Origin of the sequence: Treponema sp. OMZ 798 (assembly GCF_024181385.1) — a bacterium.
Taxonomy (GTDB): domain Bacteria; phylum Spirochaetota; class Spirochaetia; order Treponematales; family Treponemataceae; genus Treponema_B.
Window position 1 is genome coordinate 2,000,285 of the sequence record NZ_CP051305.1, and the last position, 19,430, is coordinate 2,019,714.

The following is a 19,430-nucleotide window of genomic DNA, read 5'->3' on the forward strand; positions in this document are numbered from 1 at the left end:
CGGAGGGGGTGAAAAGAGAAATGGCATATGTAACAATTGACGATTCAGAGCATCTTGAAAAAGCTCTCAAAAGATTTAAGCGTCAAGTCGAAAAAGAAGGTATTATCCGCGAATGGAAAAAGAAGGAATTCTACGAAAAACCTTCCACTGTTTTAAACAGAAAGAATAAGGCCCTCCGCCGAAAACTTATGAAAAAAACAAGACGCTCACGCGATTCAAAGAGCTATTAATGCAAAAAGAGCTTGCGGTTTTATCTTAAACCGTAAGCTCTTTTTTTATGTCAAATAGTTTTTTGTCAAACCTTATTTTTCAATCCGAGTCAAATTTTTGACCCAGCGTTCTTTTTTCAGCTGGATTTCGGCAAAGACGGCCTTCATTATGCTGGTGATTTTTGCGATTGCATACATCACGGGTGAAGACCAATCCGTAAGATAATACAATAAAAGCATACAGGGCATAAATAAAAATAAATTTACCGTAGTATCAACCCAGACTCCCATGACGGCATCGCCTCCGGATCGGGCTATAGCATATTGGGTGTTTTGAAGAGTCCACACAGGCATATAAAGAGCGATAAAGATTATAAGAAGCCTTGTAACCTCATGGGATGCAGGGCTTAAACTTCGGAACACAATCGGAACCAGCATAATCGAGAAAAGCTCCAAAACAGCTGTTCCAAGCCCGATTGCAAGAGCCCCGCTTTTAATCCAGCGGGCCTGCTCTCTTGCCTCTTCCAAATTATTCCGTCCGAGGGTACCGCCTATTATAACGCCCACCGAAGTGCCTATCGCGGGAAAAATCAAAAAGAAGAGGTTTGCGATCGTCCAGCCCGCAGACATACCGGCTACAACCTCGGGGCCTCCTCGGCTGTTATAAACGGCAGTTGCTACTATCTCGCTCATAACCCAAGACATATCGGCAAAAAAGATGAGGGCCGACTTTTTAAAAATCTCATGGAAAAGATGTAGCTTTATTTTAAGCATCTCCTTTATCTTTACATAGAAAAGAGGCTTAATTTTTTTGGCATAAAGCACAAAGATTATAAGTTCGGCCGAACGGGCAATGACCGTCGCGTAGGCAGCCCCTGCAACCTCAAGCCTCGGTGCTCCAAGATTTCCGTATATGAGCATATAGTTTCCGATGGTGTTTATAAGGGTCGAAACAAGGGATATATACATGGGCACCTTTACGTTCCCCGTCTCGCGGAAAGAAGATGCTATTCCTATCGAAAAGGCTGTAGGAATAAAGGATAATAGGATGACATCGCTGTAAATTACGGCCTGTTCGACTATTTCTTTTTTTGCAGCATTGCCGCTGACCAAAAGACCTAGCACAAGGTCGGGAACTGTAAGACAGACGGCAAGAAGAGCAAGGGCGAAGATAAGGCCCGATATCTGCTTAAAGCGGTAGGCTTGCTGCATTCCTTCTTCATCCTTTGTGCCGTTGTACTGCGACATAAACATTCCGCCTGCACTGCAAAGAATATTGAGGCCGGTTATATATACGAAGATAATTTGATTGGCAACATTTACCCCGCTCATCTTTAGGTCGCCAAGGTCTGCCACCATAAAATTATCTATAAGAGAAACCAGAGATTGAATAAAAAGCTGTACCATTACAGGTACAGCTAATTTTACGGCCTTTTTATAAAAAGAAAAGGGGCCGAAATACTTATGTCTTAAATTTATAAACACTATTTGATTATCGTTCCGGATTTACCGTCGATTGCATCCTTTGCTTTTTCCAAGAGGGTAATAAGGGCATAGCCTTTTTTGTTCGATTCGGCAAATTGAATGGCGGCCTGAACCTTAGGCAGCATGGAGCCGGGGGCAAAGTGTCCTTCTTCAATGTATTTCTTTGCTTCTTCAACAGAAATTTCTGAAAGCCATTTTTGATCGGGCTTGTTAAAGTTGATTGCAACCTTTTCTACAGCCGTCAAAATTATAAGGCAATCGGCATTTAAAAGCTGAGCAAGTTTTGCACTTGCAAAGTCCTTATCGATAACGGCAGGAACACCGCAAAGAGCGTTTCCTTTTTTTACTACAGGAATACCTCCGCCTCCGCAGGTAATAACTATCTGACCGGCATCGCAAAGAGCCCTGACGCTTTCGATTTCTGCAATATCGACCGGCTTGGGAGAAGCCACAACACGCCTGTAACCTCGGCCTGCATCTTCTACAACATTTTCACCCTTAGCTATTAAAACATCGGCTTCTTCTTTGGTCATAAAACTGCCTATGGGCTTTGTAGGCTTTGAAAAGGCAGGGTCGGAAGGATCTACGATAACCTGAGTTATTAATGTAGCAACGGGCTTATTGATACCGCGGTTTAAAAGCTCTTCACTTAAAGCGGCTTCCAAATCGTTCCCGATATAGCCCTGGCTCATGGCAACGGAAACCGCAAGTTCCGGTTCCGAAGTTTTAGGATCGATTTTGTGGTATTCGGACATAGCCAAATGAATCATTCCGACCTGAGGCCCGTTTCCGTGAGAAACGATGACCTGATGACCTTCTTCAGCCAAGTCGGCAATGGCCTTTGCCGTAATCTTAACGGCCTTTCTTTGTTCTTCCAAATTATTTCCCAATGCATTGCCGCCCAAGGCAATAACAATCTTTTTCGGCATAGAATTCTCTCCTTAAAATAGAATTATTTCATTCAATCCGGAGATTATATAGGATTTTTTTGATTGTTTCAAGCACAAAGAAACTTAGTTGTCAATACACCATAGAAATGTCTGTCAATACACCATAGAAATGTCCCCTATTTTAGCACAATAAAAATGTCCCCTCTTGTTATGCCGATGAGGATAATTATACCTTTTTTGAATATTCTTTAGTTTCAAGACAAAAAAAATTACGGCTTGAAAAAAGCGGGAAAAAGGAGTATCATTAATTAATATCAAATGGGAGGTATTTAATGAAGAAAAATTATAAATTACTTATTTTGATGTCCATCCTTGTGCCGATTTTTTTTGCATCATGTGCATCGAAACAAAAAGCGCAAGAGATCCTGCCTGAGCCGAAAGTTGAAGAAGTAAAGACTCCGGCCGTAGAAACGGAAAAGCCTAAGCAGGAAACCGTCAAACCCGAAGTACCCAAGGCTGACCCTCTGCTTGCAGAGCTTAAGCTTTTTCAAGGTCAAAACGGAAAGGTTAATAAGGCGAGAAAAAAAGCTGTAGAGCTGGGTGCCGATAAGGCTTATACAGAGCTTTTCCAAGTACCGGAAGCCTTAAAACAAAAAGCCGACTCTGATGCCCAAGCCGGCAACTATAAAGCTGCAATAGCAAAGTATAACGAAGCTATTATACGATATGACACTCTTTCAAATTTGATGAATGCCTCAAGTTTAAGAGCTGAAATTGAAAGCAATAACTTTGGAAGATATTCGCCGGCAGACTATGTTGATGCCGAAAGATTTTCGATCAACACGATAGATCATTACCGCTTAGACCACAAAATGGCAAAAGAAGCTTCGGAAGATGCCGTAAAGCTTTATAAAAAGGTAGCCGCTAAGGGATACCTTGAATTTACCAAAACTGCTAAAGATACAGCAAAAGAGTACAAAGATGACTGTGACTCTATCAAGGCAGCAAGAAGCAGAAAAGAAGAGTACAACAAGGCAGTTAGAACCTATAATAAAGGCAAATCGGCTGCAGACAGGGCTGATTATAAGGAAGCCTATATCTCGTACAATGAAGCTGCAAAGCTCTTTGCAAAACTGTACGAGGAAGTTTCTTTAAAACGAGCTGAGGCCGAAAAAGCTATGGCCGAAGCTGCAATGAGACAACAGGAAAGCTCGGATCTTGCCTTAGAAGCGGACAAGGAGGCTCCTTTGACCGAGGCCGGAGAAGGCTTTACTGAAGGAGAACTTGATTTACAAAACCTGTCCACACCTCAGACCGGAGCACCTGTTGAAAATATAAATACACAGGGAGATGAGCCGGCAAACACGGAAAATAACCAAACAACAGCAGGAGGAGGTCAATAATGAAAAAGCTTATCACAATTTTAATATTTTTAACGGTTTTAACACCTCTTTTTGCCGTATCATATGATGATAACGAATACCAGAGAAAAAGCCGGGCGTATACGGAACTTGCAGCAAAGGCCTATGATGAAGGGGATTACGAAGCATCTATAGAATACTCTAAACTTGCAGAAAGCTATGCACAGCAATCCTCCGAGTTCATTCAAAGAATGTTGGCTAAAACCGAAGCCGAGCAAGAGATGAACAAGGCACGAACCAGATTCACTTGGGCTAAGGCAAATGGAGCTGAAGAAAAATATCCCGATGCCTATAAGACTGCAGAAGAAGCCTTAAATGCAGGAAGCATAGCCTTCGATAACGAAAACTACGATGTAGCAGTCGTATGTGCCCAAAGGGTAATGGATGCTCTTTCTGTTGTCAAGGGAAAGGATGACACGGGCCTTGCAGAATTACCTTCTCAATATAGAATTAGGACATGGCGGGGAGAGCGAGATTGCTTGTGGAACATCGCAGCCAAAAAGGAAATCTATGGTAATCCCTTTATGTGGCGCAAGCTGTATGAGGCCAACAAGGACAAGCTGCCTGATGCAAAAAATCCCAACTGGGTAGAGCCCGGCATAGTTTTGACAATCCCCTCGATTAAGGGAGAAAAAAGATCCGGCCTCTACGATCCTTCAAAAACCTATAAACATTTTAAATAAATAAATTAAAAAAGCCTCCAAAGTCTTTTAGAGTTTGGAGGCCTTTTTATTAAGAGCCTTATTAAGCACCCATCAAGGTTTTAACATCGGTAATCTCATATCCCATTTCGGTTAAAACATCAATCAAAAGCTGCAAATTATAATAAAGATAATCGTTCCTGCTTGAAAAGCTTCTGCCTATGCGTATGGGAATTATAGAGCCCGGCTGAACCGCATCGGCTATATCTTCAATCAACTCGGCAGAAGACTTATAAAGAGAAGGAACTGCGAATTTTTCATCAGGGCTGAGCCAATCGGCCACCCGCACATCAGGCGAAATAAAAATATAGCCGGCATTTTTTCCTGCATTTACGATGAGGGAGGAAGAAATATAATGAGGGGTGTGCCAGATAAGGGAAAGCTCGGATCCTGTGAGAGAATAAAAACTATCCTCATTTCGAGCGAGGCCCTGCTTTATAAAATTATCATCGATTCTATAAGAGGCATCGTTTAAATTCCATGTGGTAAAGAAAAGGGAGCCGCATTGATGTCCGCTTTTTACAATTTCTTTTACGGCATTAGGATTTTGCCTCATCGCTTCTCCGTTTATAAAAAAAGTTGAACTTATATTATTCTTTTTTAGGGTGTAAAGAATGCTCGCAATTCCGTCCATGTCATCCATGGCATCAAAGACCAGGGCAACCCGTTTTTTTCCGCTCCGGCTTCCATGCGAAAAAACGGAAGAAGAATTACCGCTCTCGGAAGAAACCTTTTTTTGAGCTTTCTCCCTTAAAAAGCCCCCGTCTTCCAAAAGAGGACGCGTTATAAAGTCTTTAAGACGGCGGATATAGATCATATTTGAAAAATAGCCGGAATTTGAATCAATGTAAATCCTGTCGGAAAGATTTGCATTTTTCTTTTGCATAACTTTTTTTTCGGAAAGCCTCCATTTTAATTTGGAAGCATATTGCAAGATTTCTAAATTAGCGGAATCAAGACTGCCGCTTTTTAGGCTTATTAAAATTTCCTTGCCCGAATCAGACCAGCTATAATCCTGCATGGCCGAAACGGAAATCTTTTTTTTGCCTGCACCGGAAGAATTATCGTTAAGGTTATACTCGTAGATATAATTTTCACCGCCTAAAAAAACGGTAAAATTATTTTTCCAAACGGCTGAGAAAATTTTTTCATCCAAAAAAATATCGAGCTTTTTCCATGAGGGCTCTCCATTTTCACCTTTACCAAAGGTATCATAAAAAACCAGACCCTCATCTTCATTAAAAGCGGCAATTTCAAAATTAGGGGAAGCAGCAAGAAAGGAGCTTTTTTCCGTAATTGGGATTTTTTGAAAACTTGAAGAAGAAGGAAGAATTTGCCATGCCCTTAAAATTTTTGCTCCGTCTGTAAGACCTTCGGCAAAAACGATGGGAAAATTATCCTTCCAATAAACTGAAACTTCAGCCGTATTTCCCGGGAGCAATAAATAAGGAATGGAATCCGAGGAGTAAACATTTATATAATCGTCTCCATCCAGTTTAATATAATAAACATTTCGTTTACCCTTAACAAAAACGGCGGTATTACCATCAGGTGCTATAAAAATGGAATCAAAGGCTGGAGAAAAATCCGAAGGGATTTTTGCGGCAAGCTTTCCGGCCGAAAATAAGGGGGCGTAAAAGGCCTTCGTAAAAAGCTCTGTGGAGTAGACCTTATAAAGAGCATTTCCCGATAAAAAAACAAATTCCGAAGATGAAATCCATTTTAAATTCTTTATTTTGCCTTGAGATAGTTTTCTAAAATTCTTATCGGTAAAAGAAGATTCCGAAAACCACTCAGGCCTGACAAAGTAAATAACACCTTCATCTTCGTATAAAATAATTTTTGAATCAGGAGACCAAGATACGGGAAGATCATTTCTGACATTTTTTTCGCTCAATATATATCTTCGGTCGGTATGGGTGTCAACCAGCACGAGCCGGCCGAAAACAAGGGAGAACGGCTCTATCAATGTAAGCCATCTTCCGTCAGGGCTTGATTTTATATTGTTAAGGGCTCCTATCTTTGATGAATTGGATGCCGAAAGAGGTTCAAAATCGGAGTGAGAATCAACAGCTCCGGAATCGAGGTCAAGCCTTATAATGCCGAAGCGGTTTGAAACCTGTAAAAATTTATTGTTTCCTAAAAGCTGCAATTTTTCGGGGAAAAATGTAAGCTGTTCTATTTTGTTTTTTTCATGTGAATACTTAAAAAGGGTTTTATATGAATAGTCCTCATAAGCATCTGCTTTTATATCGAATAAAATATCGCCTTCCGCATTGATATCTGCGGATTCAAAATAAAGTTCGGAATGGAGGTTTAATAAAGTAAAAAAAATAAGGCAAAGCGTTAAGGCAAATTTTAATTTTTCTTTCATAAAAAGCTCCGTCAATTTTCCGTCAATATATTTGAATGGGTGTTAATAATATCGGTCAATTCGTCTTCAAGTTTTTCCAAAGATTCTTCCATCTCGGTTATTTTTTTTATTGCGATTTTTTTTTGCATTTCGCCCATTTTACCGAAAACCTCGTCTATGTCCTCGCAGCCTTCGACGGCCCTTGTTTTATTCATCTTAAGCACTCCCTTCTAAGAAATCAGAGCAGTTATATTCTTCCTGAATTCACCCGATGTGATTTCCCCGCTGATAAAACTTTTTATCTCCTGTTTGACTCTCATCGGAAAACGGCTCCAGTATTTTTCGGTCCAGTTTCCCATCGCCGTTTTTAGTTCATCGTTTTCTTTTGCACTCATTTCGCCTATGCTGTAAGAAACAAATTGCAAAATCATTCCATATAATACATCGGCAGGAAGGCCGTCAATCTTTCCGTTTTTTGCAAGGCTTTTTACCGAACCGTCATAGGAGCCTTGTTCGGGAATCCAAGAGTCGATAAGAGCCTTCATCTGATCTTCGGAAAGTTCGGGGGCTTCTTTTAAAAGCATGTCGGCCGCAAAATCACGGAAGGTATGGCGCACCCCCTCAAGACTTGCCTGAATCGACTTGTTGATGGATTCCGACATCTGTTTTGCCATATTTTCGGGATTTATAGCCGATAAGGGGCTTGCCGCCGAGGCCTCATGCTTTTTTCGTTCCAAAGCAGCCGAAATAACCTCTATTTCTCTCTCTCCTGCCCTGTTTAAAATATAATCGACGACAGCCAAAAGCTCCCGTTCCTTGTTTTGCACATCATTAGCCATATCTTTAATTATACACCTTTTTTAAGGCTTTGAAAAGGGAGGAAATGGCGAGGGAGGAAGATGGGATTACAAGCAACGAAGTTTCGAGGTCAATAAAATTTTATCCGAACAAGCATCTTTGTTCCATTAACCAATTATAGTTTCTCCACCTCTTCCTTGCTAAGACCTGTAGCTTGTGAAATAAGCTCTACGGAAAGCCCTATATCAAGCAAGTTTTTTGCAGTTTCAAGCTTATTTTGGTATGCACCATCAGCAAAGCCGCGTTCAATACCTTGATGATACCCTTCACTTATACATGAAGCTTTATCATGTTCATATTTCATTCTGGATTCATACAGCCATTTATCTCTAGGACTCATTTCCATTACTTCTATCGTTGCATTTGCTTTTCGCATCATCGGTGATTCTTGTGCCAGCATATTACGTACCTCCGGATCGTCAGTTTCGATAAATTTCAGCCAATTTAATAAGCGTTTTGTTTTATTATTCTTGCATTGACCTTCTTTTAACAGCTTTGCCTGTTCAAGATTTAGTATATGAATCTCAAGTTTTGAAACTAAAGGCTCTTTTGTATCTTGTTCAAGGACAACATACTTATTGTGGAGACGCTTATTGTTATTAAAACCTTCCCCTATCAAGTTTATTGTAATACACTTTGGAAGTTTTGTATAGTCTTGACCTTGTTTGATACCCTCGTTGTACATTTTAGACCAATAATACAAGGTCCTTTCAGGAAAATCACGATGCCACCTATTTTGGATTTCGATATCGACAAATGTTCCGTCTTTTAGCCGTAGTTTGATATCCAAGATGCCCAATTTTTCATTTATAAGATCCTTATGAAGCTCCTTGTCCATAAGTTCCAAACCTGCGATGTTTTCAGACGGAATATCCAGAATGCATTCCAGAAAATCCTGTAGAATATCCTTGTTTTCTTCTACTTCGAAGACACGCTTAAAGGCATAGTCATTTCGGAGAGTAATTTTAAAAAGTTTTTCCATATTTTACCTCTTGAAATAATTTTTTAAAATAAGAAAAAAAATTCCCCTTTCATAATTATTCTAGAGATTGATTGTAAGAAATAGCAAAATTTTTTTAAAAAATTATAATTTACGGCATGCCGACTTCATCGAGCAGGGCTTGATAGAGGGTGAGGGAATCCTTGGTCGCTTCTTGGAGGGCCTTTGCCAATCGGCAGGCGATCCGGTAAATAACCTTGGAGCCTTGGGCAGGCATTTCTTCGCAGAGACTTAAAAAGTCTTGGGACCTTAACTCCAAGACAGTGCAGTCACTCAAGGCCTTTACGGAAGAACCGTGAAAGTCTTCTCCGAGTAAGGCAGCTTTTCCGAAGCAGACATTTTCTTCAGCTTTCAGATTGCTTAAGGCAAAGGGCGAACCTTCAAGGGTTGTGCGGAGCATTTGCACTTCACCATTTAGCAAAATATAAAGGCTTCTTCCTGCATCGTTTTTATCGAGTATAATTTCGCCCTCGCGGAAATTTTTTACATTTAAAAAAGAAAAAAGCTTTTCTAAAAAAGTCTTATTTTGCTCTCCCCTAAAATGCTCAAAATTGTTCATACCTTCTGAAACCTGAGCTTCCTCTGCATCTGCAAGATCGGCAAATATTTCCAGCCTCGATATAAGGGCTATAATCTCATCTTTCTTTTCCATGATTTCTTTATCTGTCATCGGAGCCTCCTTCTTCATTTAAAATTTGGGAGTCATCGAGAGCAGTTCCGTCAAGGGTAAAGTCGGTACGCTTTCTTCCCGAAACGAAGATACCGCGGGAATTGGGTTTTATTATATACTCATCGGGCGGAGTTAAAATAGGCTCGTTGCTTTTAAGCCTCTTTATCTTTTTTAGATTATTTACTATCTGCCGGATATTGGGATTTTTTTGAGCCTCATGCAGGGCTTCTTTTCGGCGGCTGTAAAAGTTCCCCGTATTTTCCAAAAGGCCTATCAAAACTCGGCCGCCTGAAAGGCTGCGGCGGTATTCGCGGTAGGTCTTGCCTATAAACTCAAAAGGAATATCTTTTATGATAAGCCCCTCCCCCGATTTTTCCGTGATTAGTTCTCTCAACACGTGGCTAAGTCCCGTGCCGCTTGATGCCGAAACTAAGATGCTCCTTTCGTAATCGGTACTTAAAATAATTTCATCGCAGTGAGCAAGGGAAAGGTGCTGACGGAATTTTGAATCGATAAGCTCGGCTGCCGTATAAATACGGGAATTAAGACTTCCTATCGTAAGAACCGCAAGCACCGTGCGCGAATCGATTTCCATGGGGGAAGAATTCTGCGAATAGTCTGAAAGAATAAGGGCGCGCTCTGCATATTTTACATTTGCGCGGAGCAAGGTAGCCTCGTCGGTATAATCTCCGAAAAGGTAGATAAGCCCCTTAAAGCGTTTATCGGTTTTGATTATATCCATGTTTTCGGGGCTTGCATTGTTTATAAGCACAATATGGTCTATGGGAATGTCGGGGTTTGCCGAAATAATCCCTAAAAGAATCCTGTCAAAGTTAGGCTTCCAGCCGCAAATTAAAAAATGATTTTTTATCTTTTCCAATCTAATAAGCCCCCTATCTTTTTTTATTTGTCTGTCAAAAAAAACTGATGCAATTTTTCCGCTCACCCCCGCAAAGGCAACAACCCCGAAAAGAAGAAGAATGATACCTGCCAAGCGGCCCAAGAGGGTGGACGGCGTAATGTCTCCGTAACCGACAGTTGTGATAGTTACAAGAGAATACCAAAAGGCATCGAAAAAATTGTTAATCCTTGAATTGCTGTTTGCTTCCGAAACAAAGATAATCACAACCAGCACAAGAAATATAAAAGCAAACCCTGCCAGTATTCTAAATATATCGCTTGCAGGAATATGCTTAATCCACAGCATAAACCTGACAAGCAAGGGTGTTTTTTTTGGCTGAGAAAATTCTATATCTGCTTTTCCCGATTTTTTCTTTGCCTTCATTGGATGAGTTACTCCGCGATATAACCTATCAATAGAAGAAGAGTGTTTTCAAGGCCTTGCTTGTGGATTCTTTCATAGCCGTGAGAGGCTGCAACACCCGTACCGATTAGGGCATGGCGGTAGTCATAGCCTGCACTTAGAGCAGCGGAAGCGTCCGAGCCGTAAAAAGGATAAATATCTACGGCAAAGTTAAGCTCCATCTCCTTAGCTATTTTGATAAGCTCGCTTGTAAACTCGTAGTTATAGGGCCCGGAAGAATCCTTCGCACATATTGAAACTGCATATTCATCGGTATCAAGGTCGCTTCCTACAACTCCCATATCGACTGCAAGCATGTCGCTTATGCCTTCGGGGTGTCCTGCAGAAGCGCCGTGTCCTATCTCTTCATAGTTGGTAAACATAATATAGGTCTTGCGTTTTAGTTTTAATTCACCCTTTGCAACCTGCTCTGCAAGATAGATGAACATACCGCAGCTTGCCTTGTCGTCCAAGTGGCGGCTCTTTAAAAAACCGTTCCCGGCCTTTCGGGCAAGGGATTCAATGGCCACAACATCGCCGGCCATGATGCCGAGCTTTTCGACATCTTCACGGGATTTTACGATTTCATCGAGGACGAGCTCCATGTTTGCGTCATCTCTTTTTAGTTCATTTATTTCGCGGGAAGCGTGAACGGCGGGCTCGGTAAGGCGCATGGTTCCCTCGTATTTTTTCCCTTCTCTTGTGATAACGGTTACATTGGACTGCTCCACATAATTGTACGGAAAGCCTCCGTCAAGAGAGGTACGTAATCGGCCTGAAGATTTAATGTGGCGCACAAAAAGCCCCAGCGTATCGATGTGGGCTGAAAGTAAAAGAGCCTTATCTCCTTTTTTGCCTGTATTAGGTTCCGCATTTTTATCCAGCTCACAGACAACAGCGCCCTTGTTTGTAAGCCAAGGCTTAAAGCCGAGACCTGAAAGTCTTTTCATAACATAGTCGGCGGCTTCGCAGGTGTAGCCCGTGGGACTGGGTATATTGCAGATAGTTATGATCTCATCCATAACCTTTTCGGCTGAATTTGAAATTGAAGTTTTAAGTTCGTTAATCTTATTTTTTTCCATGATAAAGCTCCTCTATATCTTATCTTAAGACTTATAGAATATTATAGATGGGGAGATATGTCAAGAAGAGGAGAGATGATTCAAATCTCATTGAAAGACGACGAGAAGACTCTTTTGTAAAAAAAAAGATTTTATATGAAAATTAAATAATTCTAAAAAAACCTAAAAAAAGCTTTGTTGATGCCGATACTCTTAAATATTAAAAGTAAGTGTATTTAAGGTTGTACGATAAAGCCTCCTACCAAATCATACTGCAAAATTTTAAAGCTTAAATAATGTACATAATACAAAAAGTTGTAGGTCAAGCATGTATAATAAATTTCAAACTAACCAAAGAGCTATCGGGTCCGAGAATTCTTATAAGGATAAAACTCAGGACCAGATTTTAATCGAGAAAAGGGCAGAATTATTTTTAAACGCAGCAAAGAAAAATCCCAAAAGATTTCCCTATAGGATAAAAGGTTTCAAGCCTAATTTCAACTATATTAAACGCAGTTTCCATAAGAAGAAATAGATATTTTTTTAGCAAATACAGTAACCTTTAACATAGATTATATATTTATAACATATCTGCTGCCCGCCTTTGAGCCTAAAATAAATTTTATTGGAATAAAGACCGTTATTGTGTTTTTATATTGAAGGAGAAAATAAAATGAAAAATAATGATTCAAGAGGTGACCTATACCCTAAAAAAAATTCTTATGCCGGGAAATGGGGATTTTCTATAAAAATGAAGTTATTGCTAAGTGTTTTTGCTCTGCTGCTCTTACAATACATGGTTTTAACATATAAAGACTGGAGGAGCATAAAAAAATTTTCAAACAATCAAATAGAAACACTCGGAGATATCAAATATTTAGCCTTTATGGATGCCATAAACGGATATACTTTGACGGGAAAGGCCGTTCTTGATGGGATAACAAACAACGAGTCCATAGTCAAGGCTTTTGAAGAACAAGATAGAGAAAGTCTTTTAACCATAATGAAGCCTGTATATAAAAAACTAAAAGAAAAATATAATGCCAAGCAAGTCCACTTTCACACTCCGGAAAACCGTTCATTTTTGCGTCTTCAAAAACCCGAAAAATTCGGAGATGATCTTTCTTCATTTAGAAAAACAGTGGTAAAAGCAAATTCCGAAAAACAAATAGTATACGGTTTGGAAACGGGTGTCAGCGATTTAGGTTTCCGCATAATTTTTCCTGTCAATAAAGAGGGTAAGCATCTGGGTACGGTTGAGTACGGAGGAGCCGTGAATACGGAATTTATTAAAAATTTTACAGAAACCTGCCCTGAAAAAGTTTCAAAATACGGTTTGAATATAAGCGTTTATGCAAAAAATTTAAACGGTGAATACAAAATAATGGGCTCAAATTTCGAGCAAGAAATAAAAGAAAACCCCGAAGAAGTTATAAGCAAACTGGACAAGGGCTCTTTTATAAATATCTCAAATGATAAAGCTTCCGCCTATTATCATCTTAAAGATTTTTCGAACAACGTAATAGGTTATATAAAATTCGATTACAGCATCGCTCAAATCATAACCGCAACCAATCTCTTTTTTATAAGGACATTGCTTATATCCGTAGTAATACTGATTATATTTATTATAATGCTTGTTATATTTATAAATAAATTTATAAATTATCCAATAAAAAATACGGCCCGCATACTTAAAAATATTTCTGAAGGAGACGGAGACCTAACGGCAAGTCTTCCGATAAAAGGTAATGACGAAATAACTTCCCTGTCTCATTATTTTAATTTAACGATAGAAAAAATTGCAAATTCGGTAAAATCGGTTACACACGATACGGAAAGTATGCAGGAAGTCGGAAACAATTTAGCAGTCAATATGAACGAAACTGCGAGTGCAATTTATCAGATAAACGAAAATATTTCAAACATAAAAAAGCAAATGATGACTCATGCCGGAAGTGTCATAGAAATAGGAACCTCATTACAGTCAATGATGAGAACAATCGAAAATCTCGATAACTCGATAGATATTCAAACCTCTACTGTAGATGTTTCAAGCGAATCAATTAAGCAGATGGTCGAAAATATAAAAGAAGTATCAAGTATAGTCGAAGAGAACCTTCAAACTCTTGAAGAGCTTAAACTTGCGACCGAAAACGGTAAGGCCTTAATTACCGAAACGGTCGAGTTAAGCAAGGCTGTAGATTCAAGCTCCGATATTCTTTTGGAAACAAGCGCCATCATCCAAAATATTTCTGCACAAACAAATCTTCTTTCAATGAATGCAGGAATTGAAGCGGCTCATGCCGGAGAAGCCGGAAAGGGCTTTGCAGTAGTTGCAGGTGAGATTAGAAAACTTGCAGAACAGTCGGGCGGTCAAGGAAAGAAAATCAATGCAATGCTCAAAGATTTAAAAGAAAAGATAGAAAAGGTAAATGATTCCGCTTTAAGCATAGAAAAGCATTTCGATAATATATTCGCTCTTGTGGAAAAAACAAAGCAGCAAGAGCATGTTATTATGAATGCAATGGATGAACAAAATGAAGGAAACCAACAAATACTGAGTACAATAAATACTATTGACAATATAACTCATAAAATAAGAAATGTTTCTCAAGAAATGCTTAAAGGAAGCACTCTGGTATCAAATGAGATGAATACTCTTTCTGCGATGTCAGACAGCATAGCTAACAGTATGAATGAAATGTCATATGGAACGCTTGAGATAAATAAGGCTGTTCACGAGGTAAACGAAATCACTCAAAAAAATAAGGAGAGTATTGAAAACCTCTCCTTGGAAGTTAAGAAATTCAAGGTAGAATAATTTTTTTTTATAAAACCCGATTAAACGGTTTAAGATAAAGCTTTTAATCGGGTTTTATAATTTTAACTAAAACTAAAAACTTCTTCCTCCGCCTCCGTGAGTTCTGCCGCTGGAAGAAGTATGCGTAGAACTTCCCCCGGATTTAGATCCGCCGTCTGATTTTGCAATAATTTGCGATACCGTATTGGTAGAAAGAAATACATCATCGACAGTTGCAAATGAAACAAGGCTGTTTTTATTCACATCGTAGAAGGGAGCAAAAGCAAAGGCTTCTTTATTTTTATATTTCTTTTGTGTTCCGAAAAATTTAAAAAGAAATACTAAGGCCGCAAGACCTAAGCTCATTGCAACTTCCAAAAGAGAAAGGCTGTTGTAAAATCTTCTTCCCAAAGTTTTAAGATAGGATTCTATACCGCTAAGATAATCATTTTCTTTTAGTCCGCCGTATATAAGAGAGTCTAAAAGTTTTTCAATGTTATTGTCGGTCAGGGTGCTTATCGTCTTTTTTCCGTGGGTCGAAATATGGGCATAGCGGCTGCCTTGACTACCGTCTCCCGTTACAATGAGTAAGAGGCTTCCTTCATATTCGGATCCTTGCCCGTAACCATTATAGTCAAAATAATCATCGGCATAGTCTTGGGGGCTCTTTTCTCCTGTAGAGGAAACAATTACAATTACAGCATCGGATTTACTTTTGCGGGAAACAGCTTGCAAATATTTTTCTATCTTTGTAAAATTTTCTTGGCTCAAAACACCGGCTTCGTCTATCAAAAGTTTTTTTTCATTCTCTGCATACGAGCTTAAACCTATGCAGAAAAAAATCATCAACGAGCAAATAATTTTTTTTACTACCATATAAACCTCCCGCCCAAAAGTAAGAGAGCTGCAAGGATTCCCGATATAAGACCTGAAACAAGAGCAAGTTTAGACTTATTTAGCGGAAGCTCTCCTGAAGATTTTCCGGTCTGTCCGTTTACTGCAAATACATAGGTTTTCCCCCTATAAAGATATGTAAGTATCCACGAAGGAAGCAAAACATAATTATAATTTTTTACGGTGTAGGAAGTATTATCTTTTTCATCTTCAATACCTCCGCTGTAATCGGCAGAATCTCTGATAATTCCCTTAGCATAATCTTCTGCTCTGGTTTTTATTATAGGTTCTACATCTTCTTTTTGGATATCATATTGCTCCGAAAAAAAGCCTGCAAGATAGCCTTGAGAAAAATCTTTTTGCTCATCGGAATCATAGGGGCTTATTCCATTGATAAGGTTTTTATCTATCTTTGTAAAAGCCAATTCCTGAAACTTATTCAGTTCAAGTTTTCCGGTACGGTCAATCTTATACTTATCGGTTTTTGTATATTGGGTATCTCCCGCTTTCCATGATGAAGTTTTTAGACCAACGGCGTGATAGTCAACATCGGCTGTAACGTCGGCCTGCCAATGAGGAAGGTAAACTCCGGTCATTTTTTCTTGTGTACTCGTACTTGTAAAATCAGCCGGAACATATTTTTTTCCTTCTACCCATGAAGCAAAGCGCTTTAAGGCTTCCTTTTTATCAAGCTTAAAGGGAATAATCTTATCGGGCTTAAATTCTCCTCTAAGCCTGTCGGATAAAACGACAGGACTGTGACAATAATAACAAAAGACCGCACTTGAAGTTTCTCCTGCCGCAACTTCCGCTCCGCAGTTATTGCAGTGATATTGCTTTATCCCTCCTTCACCTCCGCTTTCATCTTCGAAAGAAGATAAGTCTTCAAAGCCGCCCTTCTTTGCTTTTAGTTCCTCCATGTAGCGGGTAATTTCTTCTTCCGTGTAGCTTGAAAAACAATAATCACACTTAAAACCTCCCGCCGAGGGTTTATAACTTATCGGTGCTCCGCAGCCCGGACATTTATAATTGTCAACACTCATGTTCCACCTCCATGTTTATCATACCTCTATAAAAATAGAACTTATAATTTTGTTCCGCATTCGGGACAGAATTTAGCTCCGGCCTTTATCTCTGCACCGCATGAAGGGCAACCGCTTCCTGCAGGTTTAGGAGTTCCGCATTCGGCACAAAATTTCCCGGTATTTTTATGGCCGCACTCGGTACAAAACCATTCTCCCGCAGCCTTGCCGGCTCCTCCGCCTGATTGCTGCACAGCCCCTTGAGAGGGACATTGAGCATTTTGCTGCATCTGCATTTGCTGCATGTTATTTTGGCTGGCCTGTCCCATAAAGCCGCCGGCCGTATTCATGCCCATACCCATTCCCATAAAGGCCATTCCGGCACCGGCTTGATTTGAACCGGCAGCTTCCATACCGCGAGCAACAGAACCTTGAACATAGCCTTCACGAACGGACGGATCACCGAGCATAGCGCCCTTGTTCCGCATATTGATAAGCTCTTTAGATTCATCATCGTAGGAAATGCTTGCAATACCGACCGAAAGCACCTCCATCCCGCGCAGCTCTTTCCATGAATCGTCGAGGATTTCGGACATGTGTTTGCTTAAAACCGTTCCCTTAGACGGAATAAAGGAAATGCGCTCGCCTTCCATGGACATTTGGCTGATGGCAGCCTGTAAGGCTTCTAAAAATTCGCTCAAGTATTGCTCGTTTATTTCATCAATGTAAACATTTTCAGCATCCCGAGGACAGGCTTCTTTAAAAAATTTTATCGGATCGGTTATCTTAATAGAATAATTTCCGAAGGTGCGCAAAAATAATTCCGCATTATAGAAGTTGTCAAAGTATTGCAAGGGGTTTGGAGTACCGAATTTAATACCCTTAATCTCCTGTAAATTAACATAGAAAACTTCCTGTTTCATCGGAGTAGTACCGCCGAATTTAAAACGGCTGAATGTTTCTTTTAAGGCATCGCCGAATTGACCTCCGAAAAGAGAAGGAGAAGCCGAATTTTCAACCTTAAAATATCCCGGCTCTGCCGTATAATCGACTATCTTTCCTCCGTCTACCAACATCATAAACTGGTTTTGATTTACATGAACGATAGAACCGTTTGAAACGATGTCGCTTGAACCCTTTGTGTTTTTGTTGCGCTTATCGGTGCGTACGGCGACCCCTTTTGCAAGGACAACGCCCTCGCTCATATCTCCTGCCTCAATAACTTCAAGCCATTGATCGGCCAAACCGCCGCCTACAGCTCCAACTGCTGCTGCTATAAGTCCCATAATTTACTCCTTTACATTTAAATGATATATAACTATAATATAACGAAAAAATCAAAATATCAATATTTGAAAACGATATTTTAATTTAGGAAAAACAATGGTCAGACTTGCAGAATTAAAAGATTTATCAAGGGTTGCAGAAATAAATGTTTACGGCTGGCGAAATACTTATAGGGGCATCGTTGATGATAATTTTTTGTTTTGCGAACTATCGGTTGAAAAATCTATAGAACGTTTAAAGGAAAAGCTTAACTTTGAAACAAGCACATCAAAACTGTATCTTTATGAAGATGACAAAGACGGGATAATAAAGGGAATGATGCGTACAGGAATGTGCCGGGACAGCGATAAAAGCGATAGTTTTGAACTCATGGCTATTTATGTCGAAAAGGCCTTTGAAAAGTCGGGAGTAGGCTCGAAACTAATCACCCATTTTGAAAAAGAAGCAAAAGAATTAGGTCTCCATGAGTTATGTATTTGGGTATTTCAAGAAAATGGGATTGCAAAAAGTTTTTATGAACATCACGGCTTTAAACCCGACGGCAAAACTCAAATCCAAGAGGTATTAAAGGCCCCCGAAATGAGGTATGTAAAAATAGTTTAAAAGTTTTATTCTTTAGTCGGCAATCAGCCGGCTTGGCTTCACAAGGTTATCCAAAAAGCCGTATTTTACTTCGTCATTGGGAAAGCCTAATTTGTAAAGCTGAAATTCCTTGTCATAATCTTTTATCGTTAAATAGCCGGACTGGAATAAAATGGGAATAGGATTATTCATATCGGGACGGTAATCCCGTAAGGCATTTTCGGTCATTTTCTACCTTCCTACGAATTAATTGTATCATATTTTTTAAACTTTTATAAGGGGAAACTCGGCTTGCTTTTATGCCGGAAATCGGTTAACATAAAGAAAGGACAAAAAGATGCCGGATAAAATTTCGCACATACTTATTTCAAAAATATATCTCGAAAAAACAAATGACATTAAAGAAAAGGAGTATTTTTATTATGGAGCGATATATCCCGATCTATACGATTTAAGCAAAAAAGAAGAATACTATAAAAGCCATTTTGTACAAAAAGGAGCCGGATATAGCTCAAAATTATTTGAAAACTTTATTAAAAAGCATAGTTATGCTCCGCCCTCATTTTTAAGAGGTTTGGATTTTCATATATTTACGGATCACTTTGTTTCTAAAAATTTGAATAGATATTATTCCTTTTACACCGATATAAAAAACAAAACCGATGAAGAGTTGTCAAAGATATTATCGGATTACGCCCTGCATCATTGCCGAAACGAAAAAATAATTCCGGTAATCTTAAAAGAAGATAACGATGAGCAAATTCAAAATTCTTTTTACGAATTTGAAAAATATAGAAAAACGGATATAGGAGATATTTCATCGGTCAACAAAAAATATCTCGAATTTATCGATGAGATAATCGCTCAATATTTAAGCACGAAATCTTAATT

Annotated in this window: 18 protein-coding genes and 1 pseudogene; 6 read left to right on the forward strand and 13 right to left on the reverse strand. The window is 39.4% G+C overall.

What is annotated here, in order from left to right; genetic code table 11:
* The first annotated feature begins 20 nt into the window (after positions 1 to 20).
* The gene (gene rpsU / locus E4O07_RS09290) at positions 21 to 230 is read left to right on the forward strand and encodes a 30S ribosomal protein S21 (protein WP_002673965.1); all 210 of its coding nucleotides are present in this window, start codon (positions 21 to 23) and stop codon (positions 228 to 230) included.
* A gap of 72 nt (positions 231 to 302) precedes the next feature.
* Here the strand turns inward: rpsU and E4O07_RS09295 are convergent, their stop codons facing one another.
* Together E4O07_RS09295 and arcC are read right to left on the reverse strand one after the other, a co-directional pair.
* Positions 303 to 1,694 carry an MATE family efflux transporter gene (locus E4O07_RS09295; RefSeq protein ID WP_253685165.1) on the reverse strand — a complete coding sequence of 464 codons (1,392 nt, stop codon included), beginning with the start codon at positions 1,692 to 1,694 and terminating at the stop codon, positions 303 to 305.
* Positions 1,694 to 2,623, reverse strand: coding sequence for a carbamate kinase (arcC, locus tag E4O07_RS09300; RefSeq protein ID WP_253685166.1), 930 nt, complete (start codon positions 2,621 to 2,623; stop codon positions 1,694 to 1,696). Before arcC ends, E4O07_RS09295 begins: the two co-directional genes overlap by 1 nt.
* Before the next feature lie 293 nt (positions 2,624 to 2,916).
* On the opposite strand from arcC, the gene E4O07_RS09305 reads away from it, so the two are divergent.
* Together E4O07_RS09305 and E4O07_RS09310 are read left to right on the forward strand one after the other, a co-directional pair.
* Complete coding sequence (locus E4O07_RS09305; RefSeq protein ID WP_253685167.1) at positions 2,917 to 3,987, forward strand: hypothetical protein; 1,071 nt, start codon at positions 2,917 to 2,919, stop codon at positions 3,985 to 3,987.
* The gene (locus E4O07_RS09310) at positions 3,987 to 4,688 is read left to right on the forward strand and encodes a DUF4398 domain-containing protein (RefSeq protein ID WP_253685168.1); all 702 of its coding nucleotides are present in this window, start codon (positions 3,987 to 3,989) and stop codon (positions 4,686 to 4,688) included. Before E4O07_RS09305 ends, E4O07_RS09310 begins: the two co-directional genes overlap by 1 nt.
* Before the next feature lie 61 nt (positions 4,689 to 4,749).
* Here the strand turns inward: E4O07_RS09310 and E4O07_RS09315 are convergent, their stop codons facing one another.
* From E4O07_RS09315 to E4O07_RS09345, 7 genes are all read right to left on the reverse strand, one after another.
* Positions 4,750 to 7,080, reverse strand: coding sequence for a polysaccharide deacetylase family protein (locus E4O07_RS09315; protein ID WP_253685169.1), 2,331 nt, complete (start codon positions 7,078 to 7,080; stop codon positions 4,750 to 4,752).
* 11 nt (positions 7,081 to 7,091) lie between these two features.
* On the reverse strand, positions 7,092 to 7,274 hold the full coding sequence (locus E4O07_RS09320) for a hypothetical protein (RefSeq protein ID WP_253685170.1): 183 nt from the start codon (positions 7,272 to 7,274) through the stop codon (positions 7,092 to 7,094).
* A 15-nt stretch (positions 7,275 to 7,289) separates the two neighbouring features.
* Complete coding sequence (locus E4O07_RS09325; protein WP_253685171.1) at positions 7,290 to 7,898, reverse strand: hypothetical protein; 609 nt, start codon at positions 7,896 to 7,898, stop codon at positions 7,290 to 7,292.
* A 134-nt stretch (positions 7,899 to 8,032) separates the two neighbouring features.
* Positions 8,033 to 8,899: an Rpn family recombination-promoting nuclease/putative transposase gene (locus E4O07_RS09330; protein WP_253685172.1), complete on the reverse strand. Its 867-nt coding sequence runs from the start codon at positions 8,897 to 8,899 to the stop codon at positions 8,033 to 8,035.
* 109 nt (positions 8,900 to 9,008) lie between these two features.
* A complete protein-coding gene (locus E4O07_RS09335) occupies positions 9,009 to 9,587 on the reverse strand; it encodes a cyclic nucleotide-binding domain-containing protein (protein WP_253685173.1) in 579 nt (192 codons plus the stop codon).
* Entirely contained in the window at positions 9,577 to 10,872 is a 1,296-nt protein-coding gene (locus tag E4O07_RS09340) for a potassium channel family protein (protein WP_253685174.1), read from the reverse strand. Before E4O07_RS09340 ends, E4O07_RS09335 begins: the two co-directional genes overlap by 11 nt.
* An 8-nt stretch (positions 10,873 to 10,880) precedes the next feature.
* Positions 10,881 to 11,972 (reverse strand): M42 family metallopeptidase, encoded by a 1,092-nt coding sequence (locus E4O07_RS09345; protein ID WP_253685175.1) that lies wholly within the window; start codon positions 11,970 to 11,972, stop codon positions 10,881 to 10,883.
* A gap of 652 nt (positions 11,973 to 12,624) precedes the next feature.
* Between E4O07_RS09345 and E4O07_RS09350 the strand changes: the two genes are divergently transcribed.
* Complete coding sequence (locus E4O07_RS09350; protein ID WP_253685176.1) at positions 12,625 to 14,775, forward strand: methyl-accepting chemotaxis protein; 2,151 nt, start codon at positions 12,625 to 12,627, stop codon at positions 14,773 to 14,775.
* Between the two features lie 72 nt (positions 14,776 to 14,847).
* Here E4O07_RS09350 and E4O07_RS09355 read toward each other — a convergent pair whose 3' ends face one another.
* The 3 genes from E4O07_RS09355 to E4O07_RS09365 are packed head-to-tail and all read right to left on the reverse strand — an operon-like array spanning position 14,848 to position 17,956.
* Positions 14,848 to 15,630, reverse strand: a complete 783-nt coding sequence (locus E4O07_RS09355; RefSeq protein ID WP_253685177.1) for a TPM domain-containing protein — start codon at positions 15,628 to 15,630, stop codon at positions 14,848 to 14,850.
* A complete protein-coding gene (locus E4O07_RS09360) occupies positions 15,624 to 16,691 on the reverse strand; it encodes a TFIIB-type zinc ribbon-containing protein (RefSeq protein ID WP_253685178.1) in 1,068 nt (355 codons plus the stop codon). Before E4O07_RS09360 ends, E4O07_RS09355 begins: the two co-directional genes overlap by 7 nt.
* 41 nt (positions 16,692 to 16,732) lie before the next feature.
* The gene (locus E4O07_RS09365) at positions 16,733 to 17,956 is read right to left on the reverse strand and encodes an SPFH domain-containing protein (protein WP_253685179.1); all 1,224 of its coding nucleotides are present in this window, start codon (positions 17,954 to 17,956) and stop codon (positions 16,733 to 16,735) included.
* Between the two features lie 97 nt (positions 17,957 to 18,053).
* On the opposite strand from E4O07_RS09365, the gene E4O07_RS09370 reads away from it, so the two are divergent.
* Positions 18,054 to 18,560: a GNAT family N-acetyltransferase gene (locus E4O07_RS09370; protein ID WP_253685180.1), complete on the forward strand. Its 507-nt coding sequence runs from the start codon at positions 18,054 to 18,056 to the stop codon at positions 18,558 to 18,560.
* Between the two features lie 39 nt (positions 18,561 to 18,599).
* On the opposite strand, the pseudogene E4O07_RS09375 reads toward E4O07_RS09370, so the two are convergent.
* Positions 18,600 to 18,770: pseudogene (locus E4O07_RS09375) on the reverse strand (AAA family ATPase); the annotation flags it as partial.
* 106 nt (positions 18,771 to 18,876) lie between these two features.
* Between E4O07_RS09375 and E4O07_RS09380 the strand changes: the two are divergent.
* The gene (locus tag E4O07_RS09380) at positions 18,877 to 19,428 is read left to right on the forward strand and encodes a hypothetical protein (protein ID WP_253685181.1); all 552 of its coding nucleotides are present in this window, start codon (positions 18,877 to 18,879) and stop codon (positions 19,426 to 19,428) included.
* Positions 19,429 to 19,430: the final 2 nt, after the last annotated feature.

Bases quoted from the DNA above. Each gene is read 5' to 3' on its own strand.
- E4O07_RS09345 (WP_253685175.1), bottom strand. From the start codon at position 11,972: ATGGAAAAAAATAAGATTAACGAACTTAAAACTTCAATTTCAAATTCA.
- E4O07_RS09370 (WP_253685180.1), top strand. From the start codon at position 18,054: ATGGTCAGACTTGCAGAATTAAAAGATTTATCAAGGGTTGCAGAAATA.
- E4O07_RS09380 (WP_253685181.1), top strand. From the start codon at position 18,877: ATGCCGGATAAAATTTCGCACATACTTATTTCAAAAATATATCTCGAA.
- E4O07_RS09355 (WP_253685177.1), bottom strand. From the start codon at position 15,630: ATGGTAGTAAAAAAAATTATTTGCTCGTTGATGATTTTTTTCTGCATA.
- E4O07_RS09325 (WP_253685171.1), bottom strand. From the start codon at position 7,898: ATGGCTAATGATGTGCAAAACAAGGAACGGGAGCTTTTGGCTGTCGTC.
- E4O07_RS09340 (WP_253685174.1), bottom strand. From the start codon at position 10,872: ATGAAGGCAAAGAAAAAATCGGGAAAAGCAGATATAGAATTTTCTCAG.
- E4O07_RS09350 (WP_253685176.1), top strand. From the start codon at position 12,625: ATGAAAAATAATGATTCAAGAGGTGACCTATACCCTAAAAAAAATTCT.
- E4O07_RS09320 (WP_253685170.1), bottom strand. From the start codon at position 7,274: ATGAATAAAACAAGGGCCGTCGAAGGCTGCGAGGACATAGACGAGGTT.
- E4O07_RS09305 (WP_253685167.1), top strand. From the start codon at position 2,917: ATGAAGAAAAATTATAAATTACTTATTTTGATGTCCATCCTTGTGCCG.
- E4O07_RS09365 (WP_253685179.1), bottom strand. From the start codon at position 17,956: ATGGGACTTATAGCAGCAGCAGTTGGAGCTGTAGGCGGCGGTTTGGCC.
- E4O07_RS09315 (WP_253685169.1), bottom strand. From the start codon at position 7,080: ATGAAAGAAAAATTAAAATTTGCCTTAACGCTTTGCCTTATTTTTTTT.
- rpsU (WP_002673965.1), top strand. From the start codon at position 21: ATGGCATATGTAACAATTGACGATTCAGAGCATCTTGAAAAAGCTCTC.
- E4O07_RS09330 (WP_253685172.1), bottom strand. From the start codon at position 8,899: ATGGAAAAACTTTTTAAAATTACTCTCCGAAATGACTATGCCTTTAAG.
- E4O07_RS09310 (WP_253685168.1), top strand. From the start codon at position 3,987: ATGAAAAAGCTTATCACAATTTTAATATTTTTAACGGTTTTAACACCT.
- arcC (WP_253685166.1), bottom strand. From the start codon at position 2,623: ATGCCGAAAAAGATTGTTATTGCCTTGGGCGGCAATGCATTGGGAAAT.
- E4O07_RS09335 (WP_253685173.1), bottom strand. From the start codon at position 9,587: ATGACAGATAAAGAAATCATGGAAAAGAAAGATGAGATTATAGCCCTT.
- E4O07_RS09360 (WP_253685178.1), bottom strand. From the start codon at position 16,691: ATGAGTGTTGACAATTATAAATGTCCGGGCTGCGGAGCACCGATAAGT.